This window comes from uncultured Acinetobacter sp., from assembly GCF_947626835.1.
Taxonomy (GTDB): domain Bacteria; phylum Pseudomonadota; class Gammaproteobacteria; order Pseudomonadales; family Moraxellaceae; genus Acinetobacter.
Genome location: NZ_CANQTS010000016.1, coordinates 16,156 through 37,075 on the forward strand (window position 1 = coordinate 16,156; position 20,920 = coordinate 37,075).

Sequence of the window (20,920 nt, forward strand, 5' to 3'; positions counted from 1 at the left end):
TGAAGCAACCAAAGCAAGCTTAATGCTTGAACAGCAGCGCAACCCAGTTTCGCCTCAGCACTACTCAGGTCGGTTCGCGCCTTCGCCAACCGGCCCTTTGCATTTTGGCTCGCTACTGACTGCGGTGGCGAGTTACTGCGATGCGCGTAGCCAACAGGGTCATTGGTTGGTGCGCATTGAAGATACCGATATCCCACGTATTTATCCCGGTAGCCAAAGCCATATCTTAGCGTGTATTGAAGCTTTTGGTTTTGAGCCTGACGGCGAGATTATCTTTCAAAAAGACCGTTTAGACATTTACGAACAAGTCTTAGAGCAATTAAAAGCCAAAGATTTGGTCTATGCTTGCCAATGCACGCGTAAGATGCTCGGTTCTAATCATATTTATCAAGACACCTGCCGCAATTTACATCTGCCCTTTGCCCATCAAGCCATTCGCTTAAAAGTGGATGAGTTGGAGATTCGTTTTGAAGACCGTTTACAGGGTCGTCATTGTTCGCAATTAAAAACAGAATTGGGTGATTTTGTACTCAAGCGCCGTGATGGCATTATTAACTATCAAGTGGCAGTGGTGGTGGATGATTATTTGCAAGGCATCACTCATGTGGTACGCGGTGCAGACTTACTTGATAATACCGAACGACAAATCTATTTGGGTGCGTTACTTGGCTATCCTGAGCTTGTGTATATGCATTTACCCCTTGCCATGAATGATCAAGGACAAAAGCTCTCAAAACAAAATTTAGCGCAAGCTTTAGACCTGCAACAAGCACCCACATTATTACAACAGGCCATTCATGCACTAGAGCAACCCGCTGTGGATTTGGATGAACCAAAACGTATGTTAGCGCAAGCGATTGCCCAATGGGATGTCAGTTTAATTCCACGACAAATTGAGTTACAAGGTCATTATCTATAAAGCTAATTTTTTAGGTTAAGATCAGCTTAAAAGACAAAGGATCATGAGATGTTTTTTATTTTTGGGATTGGACCGAAAACCAAGGTGGTTGAAAAAAAGCAGTTTGCCTGTCCAGTATGTCGCACCTATAGCAGTTATGAACTCAAACAACAGCGCAATTATTTTTCTTTATTTTTTATTCCGTTAATTCCACTGTCTAAGCCTAAAACAGCCTTTGTGAAGTGTTTAAACTGTGGCACCCAAATGCCGAGCAATGTCTTGCAACATGCTCAGCAAAAAGGGCCATTTGATTAAAAACTGGATTCTTCACGACTTGGGTTAATGGTTTGGGTTTGCCGCTCAACTTTAAGTACCAAGGCAATCATCACCGCACACATAATTAAGGATGAACCACCATAACTAATAAACGGTAAGGTTAAACCTTTGGTTGGCAATAAGCCCATGTTCATACCGGCGTTTACCAAAATTTGCAGCAAGAAAATAATCGCAATGCCATATACCAAGTAACCTGCACGTAAATACTGATTACGTAAGGCACGATGCGCGATTTTGATGGAACAGGCTAACATTAAAAAGCTTAGGATCATTAAAATGGCAAAACCAAAAAAGCCAAATTCTTCGGCATAAATGGCCAACATAAAGTCGGTATGTGCTTCGGGTAAGTACGACATTTTTTGCATACTGTGCCCAAGCCCCACCCCAAAGAACTCTCCTCGTCCAAAGGCCATTAAGGCATTAGACAACTGATAACCCACGCCCAATTGGTCATCCCAAGGATTAGTAAACGACATTAAGCGTTCAAAGCGATAAGGCTCAAAGATAATCAATGCGCTAAAGGCAAGTAAGATGGCCACAAAGGCAATAATAAACTGAATCACTGGTGCACCTGCTAAGAAAAACACACCCAACATCATCAGCGCAATCACCACCGTTGCACCCAAATCTGGCTCTTTAATAATTAAACCAACCGTGAGTAGCATCACCACACCTAAGCGGAATAAGGCTGAAAACTTATTCCTCACCTCTTGCGAGCGTCGCACCACATAGTCGGCGGTAAAGATCGCCATGGCAACCTTCGCTACCTCTGTAGCTTGTAAGGTAAAACCTGCAATACGAATCCAACGGGTTGAACCATTGACCTCTGTACCCACAACCAATACCGCTGCAAGCAACAATATCGTCGCAATCCAAATTGGAAAGGCATTTTTAAACCACATCTCGATGGGCACACGATAGGCCACCAAAGCTGCCACTGCTGCCACAGCAATTGAAATGCCATGCCGAATCACATAATGAAATGGATTTTCATGTAAGCGATCGGCATACGGCATCGAAGCCGAAGCCACCATAATTGAGCCAATACACAGCAATGCCAAGACACAAAAAATCAAGGTATTGCGTACTGTAATTTGCTCAGGCATTTTCGGTGCAATGTACTGATACCATTGCTGTAATTTCAGGATGGTTGTCTGCGCAAAGCCCACCATACATCGTTCCTTTTATTTTTTAGTGCAGTGCATTAACACAAGCTACAAACTGTTGCCCACGTTGGCTATAGCCTTTAAACATATCAAAGCTGGCACATGCAGGCGACAATAACACCACATCATTGGCTTGCGTATGTTGCTGACACAAATGTACTGCCTGTTCTAAGCTCTGAGCATGTAGCAAGGCTATTGTACCTTGAATCGCGTTTTCAATCATGGTGCGGTCTTCGCCAATCAACACCGCAACTTTAGCGTACTGGGTTAAGGCTTCACGCAATGCGGTAAAGTCTTGGCCTTTGCCTTGCCCACCTAAGATAATTGCCACTTTGCCGCCTTTGGCTTGAATTGCAGCACCTAAACCATCAAGCGCAGCTAAAGTTGCGCCAATATTGGTGCCTTTAGAATCATTGTAGTAACGTACAGCATGCAGTTCTTTAACAAATTCACAGCGGTGCTCTAAACCTTTAAAGGTTTTTAATGTCGCTAACATCGATTCACGTGCTAAACCAATCGCTTCACCTAATGCTAAGCAGGCCAAAGCATTGGCAATGTTATGCATGCCTTGAATATATAACTCAGAACTTTGAATTAAACGCTCACGACCACGCGCCAACCACATCGTACCATCGTCTTCACGCAATACGCCGTATTGATTTAAATCTGGTGCATTTAGACCAAAACTTTGCATCGGGGTACTATCTGGCACCAATGGACGAGTGAGTGAATCATCACGGTTATGCACTACTTTTTTCACGCCTTGGAAAATACGGTGCTTGGCCGTGTGATAGCCCATCATATCGCCATGACGGTCAAGATGATCTTCGCTCATATTCAGCACCACAGCTACTTCAGCATTTAAATTTGAGGTGGTTTCTAACTGAAAGCTGGATAATTCTAAAACGTAAAGTTCAGGATCATCTTTGATTAAATCCAATGCCGGACGGCCTAAGTTACCACCGACTGCCACTTTTTTACCGGCATCGGCGGCCATTAAACCAAATAACGTGGTCACGGTACTTTTGGCATTCGAGCCTGTAATGGCCACAATAGGCTTGTCGGTGGCACGGCGTAAAATCTGAATTTCACTCACCACAGGAATGCCTTTAGCGATTGCCGCTTGAATTTCAGGCAATTTTGGATCAAGCCCCGGACTAATAATAATTTCTTCTGCCGCGAGCAATAACTCTTGGTCTAACGCACCAAAACTGCTTTGTACTTCAGTTGAAATCTGGTCATGCCCCGGTGGATTGGCACGAGAATCGGTCACAGCAACGCGGTAGCCCTGTTCATGTAAGAAATTCACCGCCGCAACACCGGAAATCCCAAGCCCTGCAACAACTTTTAATCCACCACGTTGTATTAACATGTGTTCCATCTCTTTTGTTGATATTTAAACTGGCAAAATGTTAGCACTTTGGCTTTTTGTGTTTTAGCTTTTTTTGTGTCTAGGCGTAAAAAAGCCGCTCAGTTGAGCGGCTGCAAGGTCTTTTAGCTTATTTCCATTTTACAGCTTGAGCTTGTGGCTTTTGCTGTTGTGGCTGATCACTTTGGCTACAATCACAACTACCACCGCACCCGGCTGCCATAGCAGGCTTTAACCATTTGGCCAAACGTGGCAAACCGCGTTGCTCAGCTGTTTGGGCTAAGTTTAAAAATAACTTAAAAGATGTCTTTGGAAACACCTTTTTAAATACCACCAACGTACTCCACAGTACCAATACAGCAATAATTAAACCTTCCAACATCTTTTAAGCTCCTACAGTTTAAGCAAAGATTTTTGAAGCAATTTGATAGGTTAAAAACGCCATCAAATACGCCAAACCAAATAGGTAAAAGGTCATAATACCTACAGTTTTCCATGAACCTGTTTCACGTTTAACAGTGGCAAGGGTGGGTAAACAATGCGGTGCATAGATAAACCATACCAATACAGCCAAACCTGTTGCCACAGACCAACCCAACTCGCCACCACTACTAATTAAAGCGGCTAAGCCTTCTGACATAGCGTCGTCATCCACAGCAGATAAGGCGTAAATCGTACCCAATGCAGCAACCACCACTTCACGTGCAGCCATGGCTGGAATTAAGGCAATACAAATTTGCCAATTAAAGCCAAGTGGTGCAAAGATCGGTTGTAACAGATGCCCAAGCATACCGGCTAAGGTATAGTCAATTGCAGGTAAAGTTGCCCCTTCTGGTGGTTGTGGAAAGGTACATAAGAACCATAACAACACCGACAAGGCAAAGATAATGCCACCTACACGTTTTAAGAAAATTTTGGCACGGTCGAGTAAACCAATCCAAATGTTCTTTAAGTCTGGGATGCGATAGCTTGGTAATTCCATCAACAACATGTGTTGAGATTTGTCCTTATGGAAGAACTTAATCACAAATGACACACACAGCGCGCTGACAATCCCTGCCATATATAAACCAAACAGTACTAAACCTTGCAGGTTAAAAATACCAGCCACGGTTTGTTCAGGAATAAACGCTGCAATCAGTAAGGCATACACAGGTAAACGTGCCGAACACGTCATCAAAGGTGCTACAAAAATTGTAGTTAAACGGTCACGCGGATCACTAATGGTACGCGATGCCATAATGCCGGGAATAGCACAGGCAAAACTTGATAATAGCGGAATAAAGGCACGTCCCGACAAACCCGATTTAAACATCAGTTTATCGAGCAAAAAGGCTGCACGCGGTAAATAACCCGATTCTTCTAACACCAAGATAAAGAAGAACAAAATTAAAATTTGCGGTAAGAAAATCACCACGCCACCAGCACCGGCAATAATTCCATCGACCACTAAGCTATTTAAAAGTGGATGTGAGATATTGCTACCCACCACTTCACCCAGCCAACCAAACAGCGCATCAATGCCATCCATAAATGGCGCAGCCCATGCAAACACCGCTTGGAAAATGACAAACATCATCACTGCAAGGGTGACTAAACCAAGCACAGGATGTAGGAAAATTTTATCTAAAAATGCTGAGCGTTGGTCATCTTGTTCAGCAAACACCACCACATCTTTGACGAGTTGCTCAACTTTTTGATGCTGATCACCTTTTAAACCACTGAGTTCGGTGCTTGGTGCATGGTACTTGCCTTGATCAAGGGCATGTTTTAGATTTTCAATCCCCGCTTCACGCACTGCCACGCTTTCTACCACAGGCACACCTAAACGCTCCGAGAGCTTTTGGGTGTTAATTTGCATACCACGGCGACGTGCCTCGTCCATCATATTCAGCACAATCAGCATAGGACGACCCAGCTCAAGCATCTCAAGCACAAGACCTAAATGCAGTTTTAAGTTGGTGGCATCCACCACACACAAAAAGGCATCTTGCTCACGTTCTTCTGCTAAATGACCAAGCACCACATTACGGGTGACTTCTTCATCAGGACTGGTGGCATCTAAGCTATAAGTACCGGGTAAATCCAAGACACGAACCGCTTGACCAGAAGGTAGGGTAAAATGACCCACCTTACGCTCCACAGTTACACCAGCGTAGTTACCTACTTTTTGACGTGTACCGGTTAAATGGTTAAACAGTGAGGTTTTACCGCAGTTTGGGTTACCAACAAGGGCAATACGTAGTGCATCACTCATGCAGCAACTCCTTCAATTTCAATTTTTTGGGCTTCAACTTTACGTAGCGCAAAGCGGGTAAAACCAATTTGAATTAAGATAGGGTCACCACCGAAAATACCTTTGGTAATCACTTGCACTTGAGTGCCTGGCGTAAAGCCCAAGGTTTCTAAACGACTTGCGACAATATCGCTTTGGCTGGTGCCATCCAAAGTACGATGCACTTTGCGAATGACGGCAGTTTGTTTCACTTTCAACTCTGACAAACGCACGATTGAATCCTAAATACTTTTGCTCATTATACAAACAAATGAGAATAATTAACAAATAAGGGCGAGTTACATTTCGACTTGTTCTTATATCACATCGACATGCAGGCAAAATTACTCTAGATTAGATAATATCAATCATTCTCATCGCTTTAAGAGATTAAAAAAACCTATGCTGAATAAGAAACCGCGCATTCCTGCACCTGTACAGATTCCTGAAGATTTAAGCTTTTTACAGGGGTTTGCCAACAATTTAGTCGCGCAAACGGTGAGTCCTCATACACGTAATGCCTATTTATCCGATTTAATTCAAGCAGCTGAGCTGTCACAAACTTACCTGCCTGACTGGAGCAGTGATGACATTAGTGTAGTCTTACTGAGCCTTACGCAAATGGGCAAAAGCCCACGCTCTATTGCCAGAACGTTGTCGGCATTGCGCTCTTTTTTTAAATTCTTGCGTGAACAAAATTTACGCACCGACAATCCGGTTGCCGCCCATAAAACCCCAAAAATTGGGCGCAACTTACCCAAAGACTTGTCCGAACATGATGTGGATGCCTTAATTCAAGCACCTGATGACAAAACCGCCTTAGGTTTACGCGATCGTGCCATGCTTGAAGTGCTGTATGCCTCAGGTTTACGTGTGTCCGAGTTGCTTAATTTACGCCTTGATTTAATTAATCTAAATCAAGGCTATTTGCGTGTATTGGGTAAGGGGAATAAAGAACGTCTGGTACCACTCGGACAACATGCCTGTGCATGGGTAGAGCGCTATTTAAATGAGGCACGTCCTAAACTGTATCGTAGTGCTACAGACTTTGTGTTTTTAACCCAACAAGGCGGCATTATGAGCCGGCAAAATTTTTGGTACGCCATTAAGCGCTATGCATTGCAAGCTGGTGTGCAAGCTGAACTATCACCGCATACCTTACGGCATGCTTTTGCCACACATTTACTCAATCATGGTGCAGACTTACGTGTGGTGCAAATGCTACTTGGACACAGTGATTTATCTACTACACAAATTTATACCCATGTGGCGCAAGTACGCATGCAGCAGTTACACGCGACCCACCATCCACGCGCTTAAATGTAAAATTTTTTAGTTTCAAGATGGTTTTTTGCTATGCTGTGCGCTCTTTATTTGTCATCTATGAAGGGTTACTGATGTCTTTTACCCGCGCCAAATTAGTTTTAGCATGTAGTTTAAGCTTAAGTTTTGCTTTAAGTGCTTGCTCAAATTCAAATAATGAAGATAAGCAAACCACCTTTACAGCAAGTACACCTGCCACTGGTGAAGCATCAAATATTATTGAACGCAATGCCGAACAGCGTTTAGTCAAAACCCTAGAGCAACATTTTAAAACAGCCAATATTCAAGCCAAAGTGAATGAAATTAAGGCCACTGAAGTACCAAACTTGGTGTGGGTATCTTTAGAAGGCATGGGTTCAGTCTATGCCACCCATGACGGGAAATACATTATTCAAGGGGATGTGATTCGTTTAGGCGATAAAACCTTGCATAACTTGAGTGAATCCTTACAAGCTGAAAACAACAAAAAAATCCTAAGCAACTTAAAGCTGCAAGATTTAATTGTCTATCCTGCTCAAGGCAAAACCAAACATATCGTGTATGTGTTTACTGACATTAGCTGCCCATATTGTCATAAATTGCATGAGCAAATGCCTGCCATCAATGCCAAAGGTATTGAAGTGCGTTATATCGCATGGCCACGTGGTGATCAGTTTATGCCTGCCATGCAAAGCGTATGGTGTAGCGACGACCGCAAAGCTGCCTTTAACCGTGCCATCAGTGGTGAGCAATTGGCCGCTGCTAGCTGTAGCAATCCTGTACAGCAACAATATGAAATGGGCTTGGCCATGGGGGTCAATGGTACCCCTGCGATCTATAACAGTGAAGGCATGTACTTAGGCGGTTACTTGAGTGCTGATGAATTAGCTGCGCGTTTAGATAAATAATTCTTATGCTATAAATTACTGTTTTTTATACATGTAGATAAAGTTAACAGGATGCTAGAGTATCCTGTTTTTTTTAGCTATGATCTAGGCTCACTTAAAATTGGTAAATATGGAGTGTGACGTGAAACCAGTTCGTCTGGCAATCCTCGGTCTAGGTACTGTGGGTGGTGGTGCCCTTAAACTATTACAAGAAAATGCTGCTGAGATTAGACGTCGCACCGGTCGTGAAATTCAAATTACCCATGTGGGTACACGTCGTCCACGTCCTGATCTAAATCTACCAGACAGCGTGAAGCAAAGTGCAGATTTACTCGAAATCGTGCGTCAACCTGACGTGGATGTTGTGGTTGAAGTGATGGGTGGTATTCATCCGGCTTACGAAATTATTAAAGAAGCTATTTTACATGGCAAGCAAGTGGTCACTGCCAACAAGGCATTACTTGCTGAACATGGTAATGAATTATTTAAACTTGCCGACGACAACGCCGTGCAAATTGCCTATGAAGCGGCTGTTGCCGGTGGTATTCCAATTATTAAAGTGATGCGCGAAGGCTTAGCGGCCAACCGTATTGATTGGTTAGCCGGTATTATTAATGGTACAGGTAACTTTATTTTAACCGAAATGCGTGAAAAAGGCCGTGCCTTTGAAGACGTATTGGCTGAAGCGCAAGCTTTAGGTTATGCCGAAGCTGACCCAACCTTTGACGTTGAGGGCATTGATGCAGCACATAAATTAACACTGCTTGCCTCAATTGCATTTGGTATTCCATTGCAATTTGATAAAGTGTTTACCGAAGGTATTAGCAAAATTACCGCACAAGATGTGAAATACGCAGAAGACTTAGGTTTCCGTATTAAGCACTTAGGTATTGCTCGCCGTGCCGAAACTGGCATTGAATTACGTGTACACCCAACCTTAATTCCTGAAGAAGAATTAATTGCCAACGTCAATGGCGTTAAAAATGCGGTACTTGTACAAGCCAATGCGGTAGGCCCAACACTGTACTATGGCGCAGGTGCAGGTGCAGGTCCAACAGCATCAGCAGTCGTGGCTGACGTGGTTGATATTGTACGTGATATCTCGTATACCGAAGATGGTGCAGGTACCATTCCTCAATTGGCCTTTGAAAACCTAACCGATCTACATATTCTTCCGCGTGAAGAAATGACCACAGGTTACTACATCCGTATTAATGCTGAAGATCAAATGGGTGTATTGGCCAATGTTACTTCTATTTTAAGCAATGCCGGTATCAGTATTGATGCCATTATGCAACAGCCACGCCTCAAAGACCTCATTCCAATCGTGATCTTAACAGACCCTGTTAAAGAAGCGAAAATGGATGAAGCGTTAAAACAAATTCAAGCTCTTCCTGTCATTCATGGCGAAATTGTACGAATTCGTTTAGAATCGTTGGATAATTAATCGGGTTCAGAGGATACTCTCCTCTGACCAAGCTCTACACACAATTGGAACATCATCATGTCGAATGCCAATCGTTATACTGGTTTAGTTGACCGCTATCGCGACCGTTTACCAGTGTCTGCAACTACCCCTGCTGTATCACTCGGCGAAGGTAATACCCCACTGATTAAGCTTGCGAATATTCCGCGCATTATTGGCAAAAATGTTGAAATTTATGTGAAGTATGAGGGCTTAAACCCGACTGGTTCATTTAAAGACCGTGGTATGACCATGGCGGTAACAAAAGCTGCTGAAGAAGGTTCTAAAGCGATTATCTGTGCATCTACAGGTAATACGTCAGCTGCGGCAGCAGCTTATGCGGCGCGTGCCGGTATGAAAGCCTTCGTTTTAATCCCTGAAGGCAAAATTGCCATGGGTAAAATGGCGCAAGCGATGATGTATGGTGCAATCACGATGCAAATTCGCGGTAACTTTGACGACGGTATGCGTCTTGTGAAAGAAATTGCCGACAAAGCACCAGTGACGATTGTAAACTCAATCAATCCGTACCGTTTACAAGGTCAAAAAACCATTGCTTATGAAATCGTTGATGAGCTTGGTCGTGCACCAGATTACCACTGCTTACCAGTCGGTAACGCAGGTAACATTACAGCACATTGGATGGGTTACACAGAAGCTGTAGCCAACCAACCTGTAGGTGAATTTGAGCAAGTGGTTTACGACCCTGCAACAGATGCCTTCACAGGTCCAAAACCTGCAGGCTTGCCAATTATGGCAGGTTACCAAGCATCTGGCGCTGCGCCATTCTTACGTGGTGCGCCAGTTGAAAACCCTGAAACTGTTGCAACAGCAATTCGTATTGGTAATCCACAAAGCTGGAACCATGCAAAAGCAGTAGTACGTGATTCAAATGGTTGGTTTGATGAATTAACTGATGCTGAAATCTTAGAAGCACAACGTCTGCTTTCTATGTATGAAGGTGTCTTTGTAGAACCTGCTTCTGCGGCATCTGTGGGCGGTGCAATCCGTGACATTAAAGCTGGCAAAATTGCTGAGGGTTCTGTGATCGTATGTACCGTTACCGGTAATGGTCTTAAAGATCCAGATACAGCAATCAAACAATGTTCTGATGCAGTGATGCTGTCTATTGACGCAACTTTAGATCAAGTTCGTGATTCAATTTTAAATAACATGTAATTCATGTTGTAAAAAAAGCCCTGCACATGCAGGGCTTTTTTATGATTAAAACTTAAATTGCTTTAGGTAAATTGCTGGTCCAATTCATTAAGCGAATCGCATCATTATTACGCGCTTCAGTATTACTTGCGCCTAAAATCACCAAAGCCACTGGACGGTTATTTAAAGTGGTGTGCATCACGACACAACGCCCTGCTTCATTAATAAAGCCTGTTTTAGACAAATTAATGTTATAACCACCATTACGTACTAAACCATTGGTGTTATTAGATTTAAGTACACGGTAACCCAAATTAAAGTCATAGGTTGGCGTGGTTGAAAACTGACGAATCAAACCATATTGCGATGCCGTACTCACCAACACACCTAAATCACGTGCCGATGCAACGTTAGCAGGATGTAAACCCGTGGCTTCCATAAAGCGGCTACTGTGCATGCCCAACTCTTTAGCTTTGGCATTCATTGCAGCAACAAAAGCACTCTTACCCCCCGGATAAGTACGTCCTAACGCAGCTGCAGCAGGATTTTCAGATTTCATTAAAGCGAATAACAATGCTTCAGCACGATTCATCTTATCGCCCACACGTAAAGTGGAGCTTGAGTTTTTACCGCCTGCCCCTGCAAAGTCAACAGATTGCAAGGTAATGGTTTCATTCATATCTAAACGTGCGTCAGTAATCACCACAGCAGTCATCAGCTTGGTCACAGATGCAATCGGCAATGCAGCATTGGTATTTTTGCTATATAACACTTCGCCAGTATTGGCATCCATCACCAAAGCGGCACGTGCATTGACCGAAGGTTGATTGCTATAACGGTTGGTATCTAAAATTTGAATGGTTTTTTTTGCTTCACCTTGCGTTACTACACCATCTACGCTACGCACACTGGTGGTAATCTTGGTGGTACTTTCACTTGGCGCAGTTAAAGTCGTGCTGGCTTGAGTGGGCGCACGTAAAGTGGTGGTTGCAGTCACAGAGCCTTGAGGTGAAGCTTCTTCGTTATTTAAAAATTGACTGGCTTGTTCTGATGACCACGCGATGTTGGCCTGTGCTGTGCTCCCTGAAGAAGAATTGACAATGAGTTCTGCAAAACCAGTCGAACTCATACCAAGCAGCACTGATAGGCTCAACACATGCTTTAACGATTTGTTAAATTTTTTCACAATCACTTACTCATCTCAAGGAGGTAAGATACATTTGCGTATTACCTCAAATATGCCTTACATTTACATACAGTGAGCCACAAAATGTACAAATCTCGCAACTGTCACATTCTGCCTATCACTTGGGTTTGGAATACAGATAGGATTGCTAATTTTGTCGTTTCATTGCAAGCTAATTTTGCGTTATGTAACAAAAAAGATGAAAAATCATTCAGAGGGAGAAGCCAGTGATCACAGTTCTTGTAGTAGATGATCATGAGTTAGTTCGCACCGGCATTTGCCGTATGCTCGAAGACCATCTTGATGTACAAGTGATTGGGCAAGCAGAATCTGGTGAAGAGGCGATTAATTTAGTTCGTCAACATCATCCCAACGTGGTGTTATTGGATGTCAATATGCCGGGGATTGGTGGAGTTGAAACCACACGCCGTTTATTACAAAGTGCACCTGATACCAAGGTATTGGCCGTCAGTGGCTTGGCTGAAGAGCCCTATCCGTCTTTATTACTTAAAGCCGGTGCCAAAGGCTATATTACCAAAGGTGCACCTGTGACTGAGATGGTACGTGCCATTAAAAAAGTCATGCAAGGCGGTAAATACTTTAGTGCTGATATTGCAGAACAATTGGCCAGTTCTTATTTATCTGACACACAGCAATCACCTTTTGATGCTTTATCAGAACGTGAGATGCAAGTGGCAATGATGGTAGTCAACTGTATTAGCGCACAAGAAATTGCCGATAAACTATTTGTGAGTGTAAAAACTGTGAATACTTATCGCTATCGTATTTTTGAAAAACTCAATATCGATAGTGATGTCAAACTGACTCACTTAGCCATTCGTTACGGTCTGATTAAACCTTAATATGGCAAATGGCAATCTTCAACTAAATCGCTATTATTTAGGACGCTGGTATGCGTCCTATCGTTTTTTAATTTCTTTTAGCTTATTGCTGATCGCATCGGTTGGGCATTATAGCGATACTTTAGCTGTTTCTTACGCACAATCGCAGCTGTTTATTCTGTTTTTGTACTTTATCTGCAGTACCGTACAGTGGTTAATGCTGCGCTATTCCCATGTTGCGGCAAGTTATCAACTGCTTGCCTTATTTATTGTGGATATTGCCATTTTAACCAGCTTAATTTTTATTGGTGATGGTACTAATTTACAAATTAGCCTGATGTTTGTGATGACCATTTTCACAGCTTCATTGCTGCTAGAAAAACATAAAGCGCTCTCTGTGACCTTGGTTGCAGTGATTTGTGTGGTTTATCAACACTTTATTGGCTCATTTTTTGCCACCTCACACTCTTTAAATAATATTAGTAACAGTGCTTTACTGGCTGTACTGTTTTTTTGTGTGTATGCCTTAGGTCAATTTGCAATTCGGCGTTTTGAAGTACTCGAAAATGTCAATTTAACCCAAGCGCAGCAGCTACGCCGTTTACAAGATATTAGTAGCTATATTTTGGATCAAATTGAAAGTGGCTATTTGGTTTTGGACGAGAATTATCACGTGATTCTGACCACACCGGCAGCTTGTGATTTTTTAGGTATTGCACCGATTCATGCTTACGAAAAACAACCGTTATATAGCGTACAACCAGAGTTATTTGATGTTTTACATTTAGAGCGTTTAATTGAAGGCGAAAAATTTCAATTTGAAGCCAAACAAAGCTTGTATCAATTGCATGTACGGATTCAAAAGCTTCGTATTCCCAATCAAACTTTAACACTATTAGTGTTAGAGGATGCACGCACTATTAATCAACGTGTACAACAACTCAAACTTGCAGCGCTTGGGCAACTCTCCGCCAGTATTGCGCATGAAATTCGTAACCCTTTGGCTGCCATTGTTCAAGCCAATGAGTTAATGCGTGACAGTGATCCTGATCAGCAAATCATGCTGAACGATTTAATTGCCAAACAAGCCAGTCGCATTGATCGTATCGTTAAAGATACCTTAAATATGGTGCGCAACCGCGAAACCAAAAGCAGTGTGATTCGGTTAGAAGAATTTATTCCGCTATGTTTAGAAGAAGATTTTTCTTATGCACGCGATCAGATCAATAGCGTGATTGAAAAAGATGTGGCAATTTATTTTGATGAAGATCAACTGCGTCAGGTATTGGTGAATTTATTGCGTAATGGCTTACACCATAATCAATCTAGTCCGCACAAGATTGAATTACATGTTTATACTCAGCATAATCATGTGCGTATTGAAGTACGTGACTTTGGTGCAGGCGTCGCAAGCGCAGATATTGCCTCGTTATTTCAACCATTTTTTAGTACCGAAATTAACGGTACGGGTTTAGGTTTGTATCTGTCACATAGCTTTTGTGAAGCCAATCAGGCCAAACTGTATTATGTAGAACAACAACAAGGCGCATGCTTTCGTATTGAATGCCTCCGCGTCAATTTTGCTTAAATTAATTGGGGTGTCACAGTGGACGTCAAACCACTCGTATTGTTCGTCGATGACGAAGAAGATTTATGTATGCTGATGCAAATGAGCTTAAGTCGAATGGGAATCGACAGCCATATTGCCAATGGGGTGAAACAAGCCAAGCAATTATTAAAAGAACATCAATATGATGCTTGTTTAACTGATTTAAATATGCCAGATGGCTCAGGGCTACAGTTGGTCAGTTATATTAGCCAATACCATCCGCAATTGCCAGTTGCGGTACTCAGTGCCTATGGCAATATGGATATTGCGATTGCTGCCTTAAAAGCAGGGGCTTTTGATTTTGTCAGTAAACCAGTCAATCAAATTGAGTTACAACATTTACTCAATCAAGCCCTTAATCGTCCGATTCACGCAGCTGATGCCCCCAAACAACAACTGATAGAAGAACAAATGTTGCTTGGACAATCACCAGCCATTCAACATTTACGTCAAACCATTCAAAAAATTGCACGCTCGCAAGCACCAGTATTTATTCACGGTGAATCCGGTACGGGTAAGGAAGTGGTTGCCAATTTGGTACATTCTTTAAGTAACCGCAGTCATGGCCCTTTTATTGCGATTAACTGTGGTGCTATTCCTTCTGAGCTGATGGAAAGTGAGCTGTTTGGGCATAAAAAAGGCAGTTTTACTGGTGCAAACCAAGATAAACAGGGCTTGATTCAAGCGGCGCACGGCGGCAGTTTATTTTTAGATGAATTGGCCGAATTACCGCTGACTATGCAAGTTAAGCTACTACGTGCAGTACAAGAAAAGCGCATCCGTCCTATTGGTAGTGACAGCGAAATTGAGGTAGATTTTCGTATTATTAGTGCCACGCACCAAAATTTAGAGCAATTGGTCCAGCAAGGTAAATTTAGACAAGATTTATTTTTCCGTATTCATGTCATGGACATTCAGTTACCGCCATTACGTGAGCGTGGCGATGATATTTTATTATTGGCACGGCATTTTATTGAAAAAATTAGCCAAGAATGGCAGATCCCACGTAAACATTTAAGTGCCGCGGCAGCCAATTTTTTACTGCAACAGCATTTTCCAGGCAACGTGCGTGAATTGCGTAATTTGATGGAACGTGCGCTGACCTTATGTGACAGCACAGAAATTGAAGTTGAACACTTACAAGCCTCTACTCTACGCAGTACGTCTACTCCTGTAATCGAAGCCAACATAGCCAGCCCAAGCATTGCACAGCAACCTGTACTACAGGCTAAACAGAAACTACCACAAGAAGGTTTGGAACAGCATTTAGAAAATATCGAAAAACAGATTTTACTTGATGCTTTAAATATGACCCATTGGAACCGCACATTGGCGGCTAAAAAGCTCGGTATGTCGTTTCGGTCGCTGCGTTATCGCTTAAAGAAATTTGGTTTAGACACCGAAGATGAATGACTTAGTGCGCCAATAATAACTCAGCCACACGCTCAAGATAATGTTGCTCATTCATACCCAATTGCATCGCATAGCTTTGGTTGGGCTGAATACCCACACCTTCAATCATTTGCCCATTGGGGGTGTAATAATGTGCCACCGTCATTTGTAACGCAGCGCCATTAGATAAAGGAAATAGTTTTTGTACCATACCTTTACCATAGCTTTTCTCCCCCATGACCCAAGCACGTTTATGTGCTTTCATGGCTGCGGTAAACACTTCTGCGGCTGAGGCTGAGCGCTGATTAATGAGCACACCAAGTTTAAGGTTGCTAAATTCATGACTTGGTAAGGCCTGAAATTGCTGCTCGCCTTCTACGCGACTTTTGGTCACGACAATTAAACCTTGATCCAAAAATAAATCCGCAGTTTCTACCGCAGCCGAGAGTAAACCACCGGGATTATTGCGTAAATCAATCAATACCGCTTTAGGGGCATCTGCTGCATATTGCTCGATAATATTTTTAATTTCATTGGCGGTATCTTGTTGAAACACTTGTACTTTAAGTACCAAAACCTGATTGGGCAGCATTTGGCTTTGAATAGCGGTATCAATTTTTTTACTACGTACAATTTTAAGTTGTTGACTATTGCTTGCCAATTGCAGGTTTAAATTTGAGGCAATCGGTCCTGTGAGTAGAGCATTGACTTGATCTTGGTTTAAATTTTTGAGTTCTTGATCATCAATTTTAAAGACTGTTACACCATTACGTAGGCCTTGTTTGGTAGAATCAGCATTGCGATCCAAACCAGCAATCACCCATTGTTGATGTTGTTGGTGATATTCAAGTTCAAAATCAACCGTAGCGATTTCGCCTTCGGTATATTGAATTAGTTGGGTGTAGTCTTGGGCAGATAAATAACGAGAATAATTGTCTAAGCCTGCCACCATACCTTGAATGGCAAGTTGAAATAAGTGTTGATCATTTTGTTCATCGACATAGTTTTCTTTGACTAGGCCATAGATTTGTACAAATTCTTGAATGGATTCAACCGGCACTTCGGTATAAGCCGGTTCAAATTCGGGAGCAAAACCTCCCGAATCGACCGCGGTATGACCCAAACTGCTACACATCGCACAAGCCAATGCTATAGATTTCCATTGGGTCATGACCTTTTCCTTATTTTAATGTAATTAAGTTACGACCTTGCATTTCAGCAGGAACAGGTAACTGCATCAGGCTCAGCAATGTTGGTGCAACATCTGCCAAAACACCGCCTTGTGCGATTTCTGCTTGGGTTGGACCCACGTAAATAAATGGCACAAGCTCTGTGGTGTGTTGCGTATGCACTTGACCGCTTTGGTAATCTTGCATTTGCTCTACATTACCATGATCGGCAGTAATGAGCATATGACCGCCTTTGGCCATCACTGCATCATAAACACGACCTAAGCACGTATCGACTGCTTCAACTGCTTTGACTGCTGCATCAAATACACCCGTATGTCCAACCATATCACCATTGGCATAGTTCACCACAAGAAGGTCAAACTCACCTGAGTGAATCGCAGCGACTAATTCATCGGTCACTTCAATGGCGCTCATTTCAGGTTTTAAATCATAAGTGGCTACGTCTGGCGATGGAATCAAAATACGTTTTTCACCCGGATATTCATCTTCACGGCCACCACTAAAGAAGAAGGTTACATGCGCATATTTTTCTGTTTCGGCAATACGTAATTGGGTTTTACCTAAATTAGATAAATATTCACCAATGGAGTTGACCAAATCTTCAGGCATATATGCCACAGGTGCATTAATGCTGGCTTGGTAACGTGTAAGCATCACAAATTTAGCCAACTGAGGGACTACTTTACGTTCAAAACCAGCAAAGTCAGTTTCTACAAAAGCACGGGTTAACTCACGTGCACGGTCGGCACGGAAGTTCATAAATACAATGCTGTCACCATCTTGAATTGTTGCAGCATCACCAATAAGAGTGGCTTTAACAAATTCATCTGATTCATCGGCTGCATAAGCTTGTGCTAAACCTTCCACAGCAGTGGCTGCTGTACGGGTCGCCTCACCTTCTGTTAATAAGCGATACGCTTGTTCAACACGATCCCAACGATTGTCACGATCCATGGCAAAGTAACGACCAATCATAGTCGCAATACGACCTTGATTTGGGTACTTGGCAAATAACGCATCTAGTTTTTGTAATGATGGTTCAGCACTACGTGGTGGTGTGTCACGACCATCTAAGAAGGCATGTAAATACACTTTAGCACCGCGTTTAAGCGCAAGTTCCGCCATTGCGACAATGTGGTCTTCGTGAGAATGCACACCGCCTTCGGACAACAGACCCAATAAATGTACCGCACCACCTGAGGCTTTGGCTTTTTCTACAGCATCGACAAGTACCTCGTGATTAAAGAAATCACCAGTACGGATGTCTTTGGTAATTCGGGTAAAATCTTGATACAAAACACGACCTGCGCCAAGGTTCATATGGCCCACTTCTGAGTTACCCATTTGACCATCAGGTAAGCCTACATCTTCGCCTGAACCTGAGATTAGACCATGCGGATGTTTTTGCTGCATTGCCGTTAAATTTGGGCGTGCAGCCGCTAAAAACGCATTATCTTCAATTGCTTCGCGGTGACCCACACCATCCATAATTACCAATACGTGTGGGATTTTGCCAGCAGTTGCATCCGTCATAACCAATACTCTTGTGTCTACAAATTAAACTCTATCTTACCCAATTTTAGGATCAGACTCTATGTTTGGCTTTAGGCTTAAAACCGTAAAGCACCATGCTTGGATGTGGGGTTTAGCGTGCACGATGCAGCAAATAACCGCCCACCACAAACATTAAAATAATCGGAATAAATACAAACCATGCCGGTGATGGTGCATACACCAAACTTGCATAGCCCAAGAAATCTTGTAAATAAAAAAAAGTTAAACCTACAAATAAAGCAATCACCAAACGAAAGCCCATGGATTGTTGACGCAAGGGTCCAAAAATAAATGAACAAGCAATCACCACCAAAGCGATCAGCGCAAATGGTGCACCGACTTTTTGCCAAAACGCCAATTGATAGGTTTTTGGTACTTGGCTATATTCATGCATATAACCCATAAAGCTCACCAATTGACTCGGTGATAAATCCTCAGGGTCAATCGTGACCATATATACGTATTTAGGTTGTAAGGCTAAAGATAAATCGCTATTGGCCTGTTTGGTCAAACTTGCATTACCTTGGGCTAAAATATTCATCTCTTGCGTGGTCTGTAAACGCCATTGACCATCTTGCACAAATTGCCCTTGTTCTGCATTCAGCGTGCCACGTAGACGATAGTCATTGTCAAAGTCAGTTACTTGCACATGACGTAACTCACCTTGGGCATTGGCATAATCAATGTAGATAAAGCGTTGCCCTTCACGCGTCCAATAACCTTTGACCTCACCTAGTTCTGCGGCTGCACGGTGGCTTTTGACGCTTTTGGCTTGCTCAGAGCTATACGGAATGACCCATTCACTTAAGGCAAAAGATAAAACCACCAGTAATAAAGCCGAACGCATGACCCAACCGACAATACGCCACAAACTCACCCCTGCGGCACGCATGACAATCAGTTCACTATTGGAAGCCAGTGTGCCTAAACCCAAAACGGCACCAATTAAGGCTGAAATCGGTAAAATTTCATATAAGGCACTCGGTGCACCCCAAAGCACATACAGCAACGCCTGCCATGCGCCATAGCCATCTTTAAGCTCACCTAATTCACCTAAATAGGTAAATAAAATTTGTAAGCCCGATAAAATTGCAGTTGCCCCTAACATCGCTAAAGCTGTAGTTCGGGTCACATGTTTGGCAACAATACGACGTGCAAGCATTTTTATGACCTCACTTAGCTAACTTTTTACGAAGTTTAGGCGCCAAACTTTGTTTGCGCGAAAACAACATACCTGCTGCGGCATAGACAAACAGCACCAATGGATAGGCCCAAATGCCCATTTCTTGTTTACTAATTCGGGTTTTCACCGCCATTAATGCCACAATCAAACTGGCAAAAATCAGTAACGCAGGAAACAGTTTTAAATAACGTCCCTGACGTGGACTTACCTCAGATAAAGCTGTGGCTAAAATTAAAGCAATCACAATCGCAAAAGGTACAAATACACGCCAACCTAACTCGCTTGCCACCACGGGGTCTTGGCGGTTTTTCCAAAGTTCTGTGGTTTTTAACGCTTCAACTTCGGTGCTTTCAAATTTGGCTTCTTTATCCGTTTCTAAACGTAAACGATAATTTTCAAATTCAGCTTGGCTATATTTGGCCGTACCCGGGTAAATTTCATAACGACGCCCTGCGGTTAAATCCACCACACTGGCATTGTCATTGGCAAATTCGACTCGGGTGGCCTCTTGCGCCAAAATCATCACATCAGGTTTACCTTCTTGGCTGGCTCGCTGATAGAAGAAGATATCTTTTAAATTTTTACGATCATCCGATAACGAGCCTGCATAAATGGTGTATTGACCTGATGAAATAAACTCTTTCGGACGCACCAAATCAAAGCCAGTACGTACCGCTTGGGTACTGGTGAGCTGTTCAAATTGACGAATACCCCACGGCGCCATCCACAACATTAACGCCGCTTGTACCGCCAAGAACACCACCGTCATGGGCACCAACAAGCGTGCTAATCGGTTACGACTGATGCCGCTGCCATTGAGCACCGCCATTTCATGGTCAACATATAAACGCCCAAATACCAACATCAAGCCAATAAAAAAGCCCAATGGAAGAATTAAGGTTAAAAATTCAGGTAAACGATAGCCGATAATACTAAATAAAATACTGGCATCTAAACGACCTTGCGCCGCCACACCAAAGTATTTGATCAGTCGACCGCCCATCATAATTAAGGTCAGTAAAGCAATCACCACCAAGGAGGTCGACACGACTTGCTTGACCAGATAACGCCGAATAATCAAATGAATTCTTCCAAAAATGCCCGA

At 42.9% G+C, this 20,920-nt stretch carries 19 protein-coding genes; 9 read left to right on the forward strand and 10 right to left on the reverse strand.

Annotated features, from left to right (window positions below):
- Window positions 1-22: 22 nt before the first annotated feature.
- Both gluQRS and Q0Z55_RS07820 read left to right on the forward strand, forming a co-directional pair.
- On the forward strand, window positions 23-919 hold the full coding sequence (gene gluQRS / locus Q0Z55_RS07815; protein ID WP_297426740.1) for a tRNA glutamyl-Q(34) synthetase GluQRS: 897 nt from the start codon (window positions 23-25) through the stop codon (window positions 917-919).
- Window positions 920-967: 48 nt separating this feature from the next.
- The gene (locus Q0Z55_RS07820) at window positions 968-1,213 is read left to right on the forward strand and encodes a zinc ribbon domain-containing protein (RefSeq protein WP_297426670.1); all 246 of its coding nucleotides are present in this window, start codon (window positions 968-970) and stop codon (window positions 1,211-1,213) included.
- Here the strand turns inward: Q0Z55_RS07820 and ftsW are convergent.
- From ftsW to Q0Z55_RS07845, 5 genes are all read right to left on the reverse strand, one after another.
- On the reverse strand, window positions 1,210-2,406 hold the full coding sequence (gene ftsW, locus Q0Z55_RS07825; RefSeq protein ID WP_297426673.1) for a putative lipid II flippase FtsW: 1,197 nt from the start codon (window positions 2,404-2,406) through the stop codon (window positions 1,210-1,212). The genes Q0Z55_RS07820 and ftsW overlap by 4 nt on opposite strands.
- A 19-nt stretch (window positions 2,407-2,425) precedes the next feature.
- Entirely contained in the window at window positions 2,426-3,772 is a 1,347-nt protein-coding gene (gene murD / locus Q0Z55_RS07830) for a UDP-N-acetylmuramoyl-L-alanine--D-glutamate ligase (protein WP_297426676.1), read from the reverse strand.
- A 127-nt stretch (window positions 3,773-3,899) separates the two neighbouring features.
- A complete protein-coding gene (locus tag Q0Z55_RS07835; protein ID WP_297426679.1) occupies window positions 3,900-4,151 on the reverse strand; it encodes a DUF6587 family protein in 252 nt (83 codons plus the stop codon).
- Between the two features lie 18 nt (window positions 4,152-4,169).
- A complete protein-coding gene (locus Q0Z55_RS07840) occupies window positions 4,170-6,026 on the reverse strand; it encodes a ferrous iron transporter B (protein ID WP_297426682.1) in 1,857 nt (618 codons plus the stop codon).
- Window positions 6,023-6,277, reverse strand: a complete 255-nt coding sequence (locus tag Q0Z55_RS07845; protein WP_297426685.1) for a FeoA family protein — start codon at window positions 6,275-6,277, stop codon at window positions 6,023-6,025. Before Q0Z55_RS07845 ends, Q0Z55_RS07840 begins: the two co-directional genes overlap by 4 nt.
- A 169-nt stretch (window positions 6,278-6,446) precedes the next feature.
- On the opposite strand from Q0Z55_RS07845, the gene xerD reads away from it, so the two are divergent.
- The 4 genes from xerD (at window position 6,447) to thrC (ending at window position 10,877) form a co-directional block, all read left to right on the forward strand.
- Window positions 6,447-7,364 (forward strand): site-specific tyrosine recombinase XerD, encoded by a 918-nt coding sequence (gene xerD, locus Q0Z55_RS07850; RefSeq protein ID WP_297426688.1) that lies wholly within the window; start codon window positions 6,447-6,449, stop codon window positions 7,362-7,364.
- A gap of 77 nt (window positions 7,365-7,441) precedes the next feature.
- Complete coding sequence (locus tag Q0Z55_RS07855) at window positions 7,442-8,254, forward strand: DsbC family protein (protein WP_297426690.1); 813 nt, start codon at window positions 7,442-7,444, stop codon at window positions 8,252-8,254.
- Between the two features lie 121 nt (window positions 8,255-8,375).
- Window positions 8,376-9,680, forward strand: coding sequence for a homoserine dehydrogenase (locus tag Q0Z55_RS07860; RefSeq protein ID WP_297426692.1), 1,305 nt, complete (start codon window positions 8,376-8,378; stop codon window positions 9,678-9,680).
- 57 nt (window positions 9,681-9,737) lie between these two features.
- The gene (thrC, locus tag Q0Z55_RS07865; protein WP_297426694.1) at window positions 9,738-10,877 is read left to right on the forward strand and encodes a threonine synthase; all 1,140 of its coding nucleotides are present in this window, start codon (window positions 9,738-9,740) and stop codon (window positions 10,875-10,877) included.
- 52 nt (window positions 10,878-10,929) lie between these two features.
- Here the strand turns inward: thrC and Q0Z55_RS07870 are convergent, their stop codons facing one another.
- Window positions 10,930-12,042: a D-alanyl-D-alanine endopeptidase gene (locus tag Q0Z55_RS07870; RefSeq protein WP_297426696.1), complete on the reverse strand. Its 1,113-nt coding sequence runs from the start codon at window positions 12,040-12,042 to the stop codon at window positions 10,930-10,932.
- A 227-nt stretch (window positions 12,043-12,269) separates the two neighbouring features.
- On the opposite strand from Q0Z55_RS07870, the gene Q0Z55_RS07875 reads away from it, so the two are divergent.
- Genes Q0Z55_RS07875 through Q0Z55_RS07885 form a run of 3 tightly spaced genes read left to right on the forward strand, consistent with a single transcriptional unit; the run spans window position 12,270 to window position 15,906 of the window.
- Window positions 12,270-12,905 (forward strand): response regulator, encoded by a 636-nt coding sequence (locus Q0Z55_RS07875; protein WP_297426698.1) that lies wholly within the window; start codon window positions 12,270-12,272, stop codon window positions 12,903-12,905.
- Window position 12,906: 1 nt separating this feature from the next.
- Window positions 12,907-14,472, forward strand: coding sequence for an ATP-binding protein (locus Q0Z55_RS07880; protein ID WP_297426700.1), 1,566 nt, complete (start codon window positions 12,907-12,909; stop codon window positions 14,470-14,472).
- 18 nt (window positions 14,473-14,490) lie between these two features.
- Window positions 14,491-15,906, forward strand: a complete 1,416-nt coding sequence (locus tag Q0Z55_RS07885) for a sigma-54 dependent transcriptional regulator (protein ID WP_297426702.1) — start codon at window positions 14,491-14,493, stop codon at window positions 15,904-15,906.
- Window position 15,907: 1 nt separating this feature from the next.
- Here Q0Z55_RS07885 and Q0Z55_RS07890 read toward each other — a convergent pair whose 3' ends face one another.
- From Q0Z55_RS07890 to lptF, 4 genes are all read right to left on the reverse strand, one after another.
- Entirely contained in the window at window positions 15,908-17,056 is a 1,149-nt protein-coding gene (locus Q0Z55_RS07890) for a S41 family peptidase (RefSeq protein ID WP_297426704.1), read from the reverse strand.
- Window positions 17,057-17,066: 10 nt separating this feature from the next.
- On the reverse strand, window positions 17,067-18,611 hold the full coding sequence (gene gpmI / locus Q0Z55_RS07895; protein ID WP_297426706.1) for a 2,3-bisphosphoglycerate-independent phosphoglycerate mutase: 1,545 nt from the start codon (window positions 18,609-18,611) through the stop codon (window positions 17,067-17,069).
- Window positions 18,612-18,723: 112 nt separating this feature from the next.
- Window positions 18,724-19,794 (reverse strand): LPS export ABC transporter permease LptG, encoded by a 1,071-nt coding sequence (gene lptG / locus Q0Z55_RS07900; RefSeq protein ID WP_297426708.1) that lies wholly within the window; start codon window positions 19,792-19,794, stop codon window positions 18,724-18,726.
- A 10-nt stretch (window positions 19,795-19,804) separates the two neighbouring features.
- On the reverse strand, window positions 19,805-20,896 hold the full coding sequence (lptF, locus tag Q0Z55_RS07905) for an LPS export ABC transporter permease LptF (RefSeq protein ID WP_297426710.1): 1,092 nt from the start codon (window positions 20,894-20,896) through the stop codon (window positions 19,805-19,807).
- Window positions 20,897-20,920: the final 24 nt, after the last annotated feature.

Coding starts and splice junctions, on each gene's coding strand:
- Q0Z55_RS07835 (WP_297426679.1), bottom strand. CDS start 4,151: ATGTTGGAAGGTTTAATTATTGCTGTATTGGTACTGTGGAGTACGTTG.
- Q0Z55_RS07890 (WP_297426704.1), bottom strand. CDS start 17,056: ATGACCCAATGGAAATCTATAGCATTGGCTTGTGCGATGTGTAGCAGT.
- thrC (WP_297426694.1), top strand. CDS start 9,738: ATGTCGAATGCCAATCGTTATACTGGTTTAGTTGACCGCTATCGCGAC.
- Q0Z55_RS07880 (WP_297426700.1), top strand. CDS start 12,907: ATGGCAAATGGCAATCTTCAACTAAATCGCTATTATTTAGGACGCTGG.
- lptG (WP_297426708.1), bottom strand. CDS start 19,794: ATGCTTGCACGTCGTATTGTTGCCAAACATGTGACCCGAACTACAGCT.
- xerD (WP_297426688.1), top strand. CDS start 6,447: ATGCTGAATAAGAAACCGCGCATTCCTGCACCTGTACAGATTCCTGAA.
- gpmI (WP_297426706.1), bottom strand. CDS start 18,611: ATGACGGATGCAACTGCTGGCAAAATCCCACACGTATTGGTAATTATG.
- Q0Z55_RS07840 (WP_297426682.1), bottom strand. CDS start 6,026: ATGAGTGATGCACTACGTATTGCCCTTGTTGGTAACCCAAACTGCGGT.
- ftsW (WP_297426673.1), bottom strand. CDS start 2,406: ATGGTGGGCTTTGCGCAGACAACCATCCTGAAATTACAGCAATGGTAT.
- gluQRS (WP_297426740.1), top strand. CDS start 23: ATGCTTGAACAGCAGCGCAACCCAGTTTCGCCTCAGCACTACTCAGGT.
- Q0Z55_RS07820 (WP_297426670.1), top strand. CDS start 968: ATGTTTTTTATTTTTGGGATTGGACCGAAAACCAAGGTGGTTGAAAAA.
- murD (WP_297426676.1), bottom strand. CDS start 3,772: ATGTTAATACAACGTGGTGGATTAAAAGTTGTTGCAGGGCTTGGGATT.
- Q0Z55_RS07855 (WP_297426690.1), top strand. CDS start 7,442: ATGTCTTTTACCCGCGCCAAATTAGTTTTAGCATGTAGTTTAAGCTTA.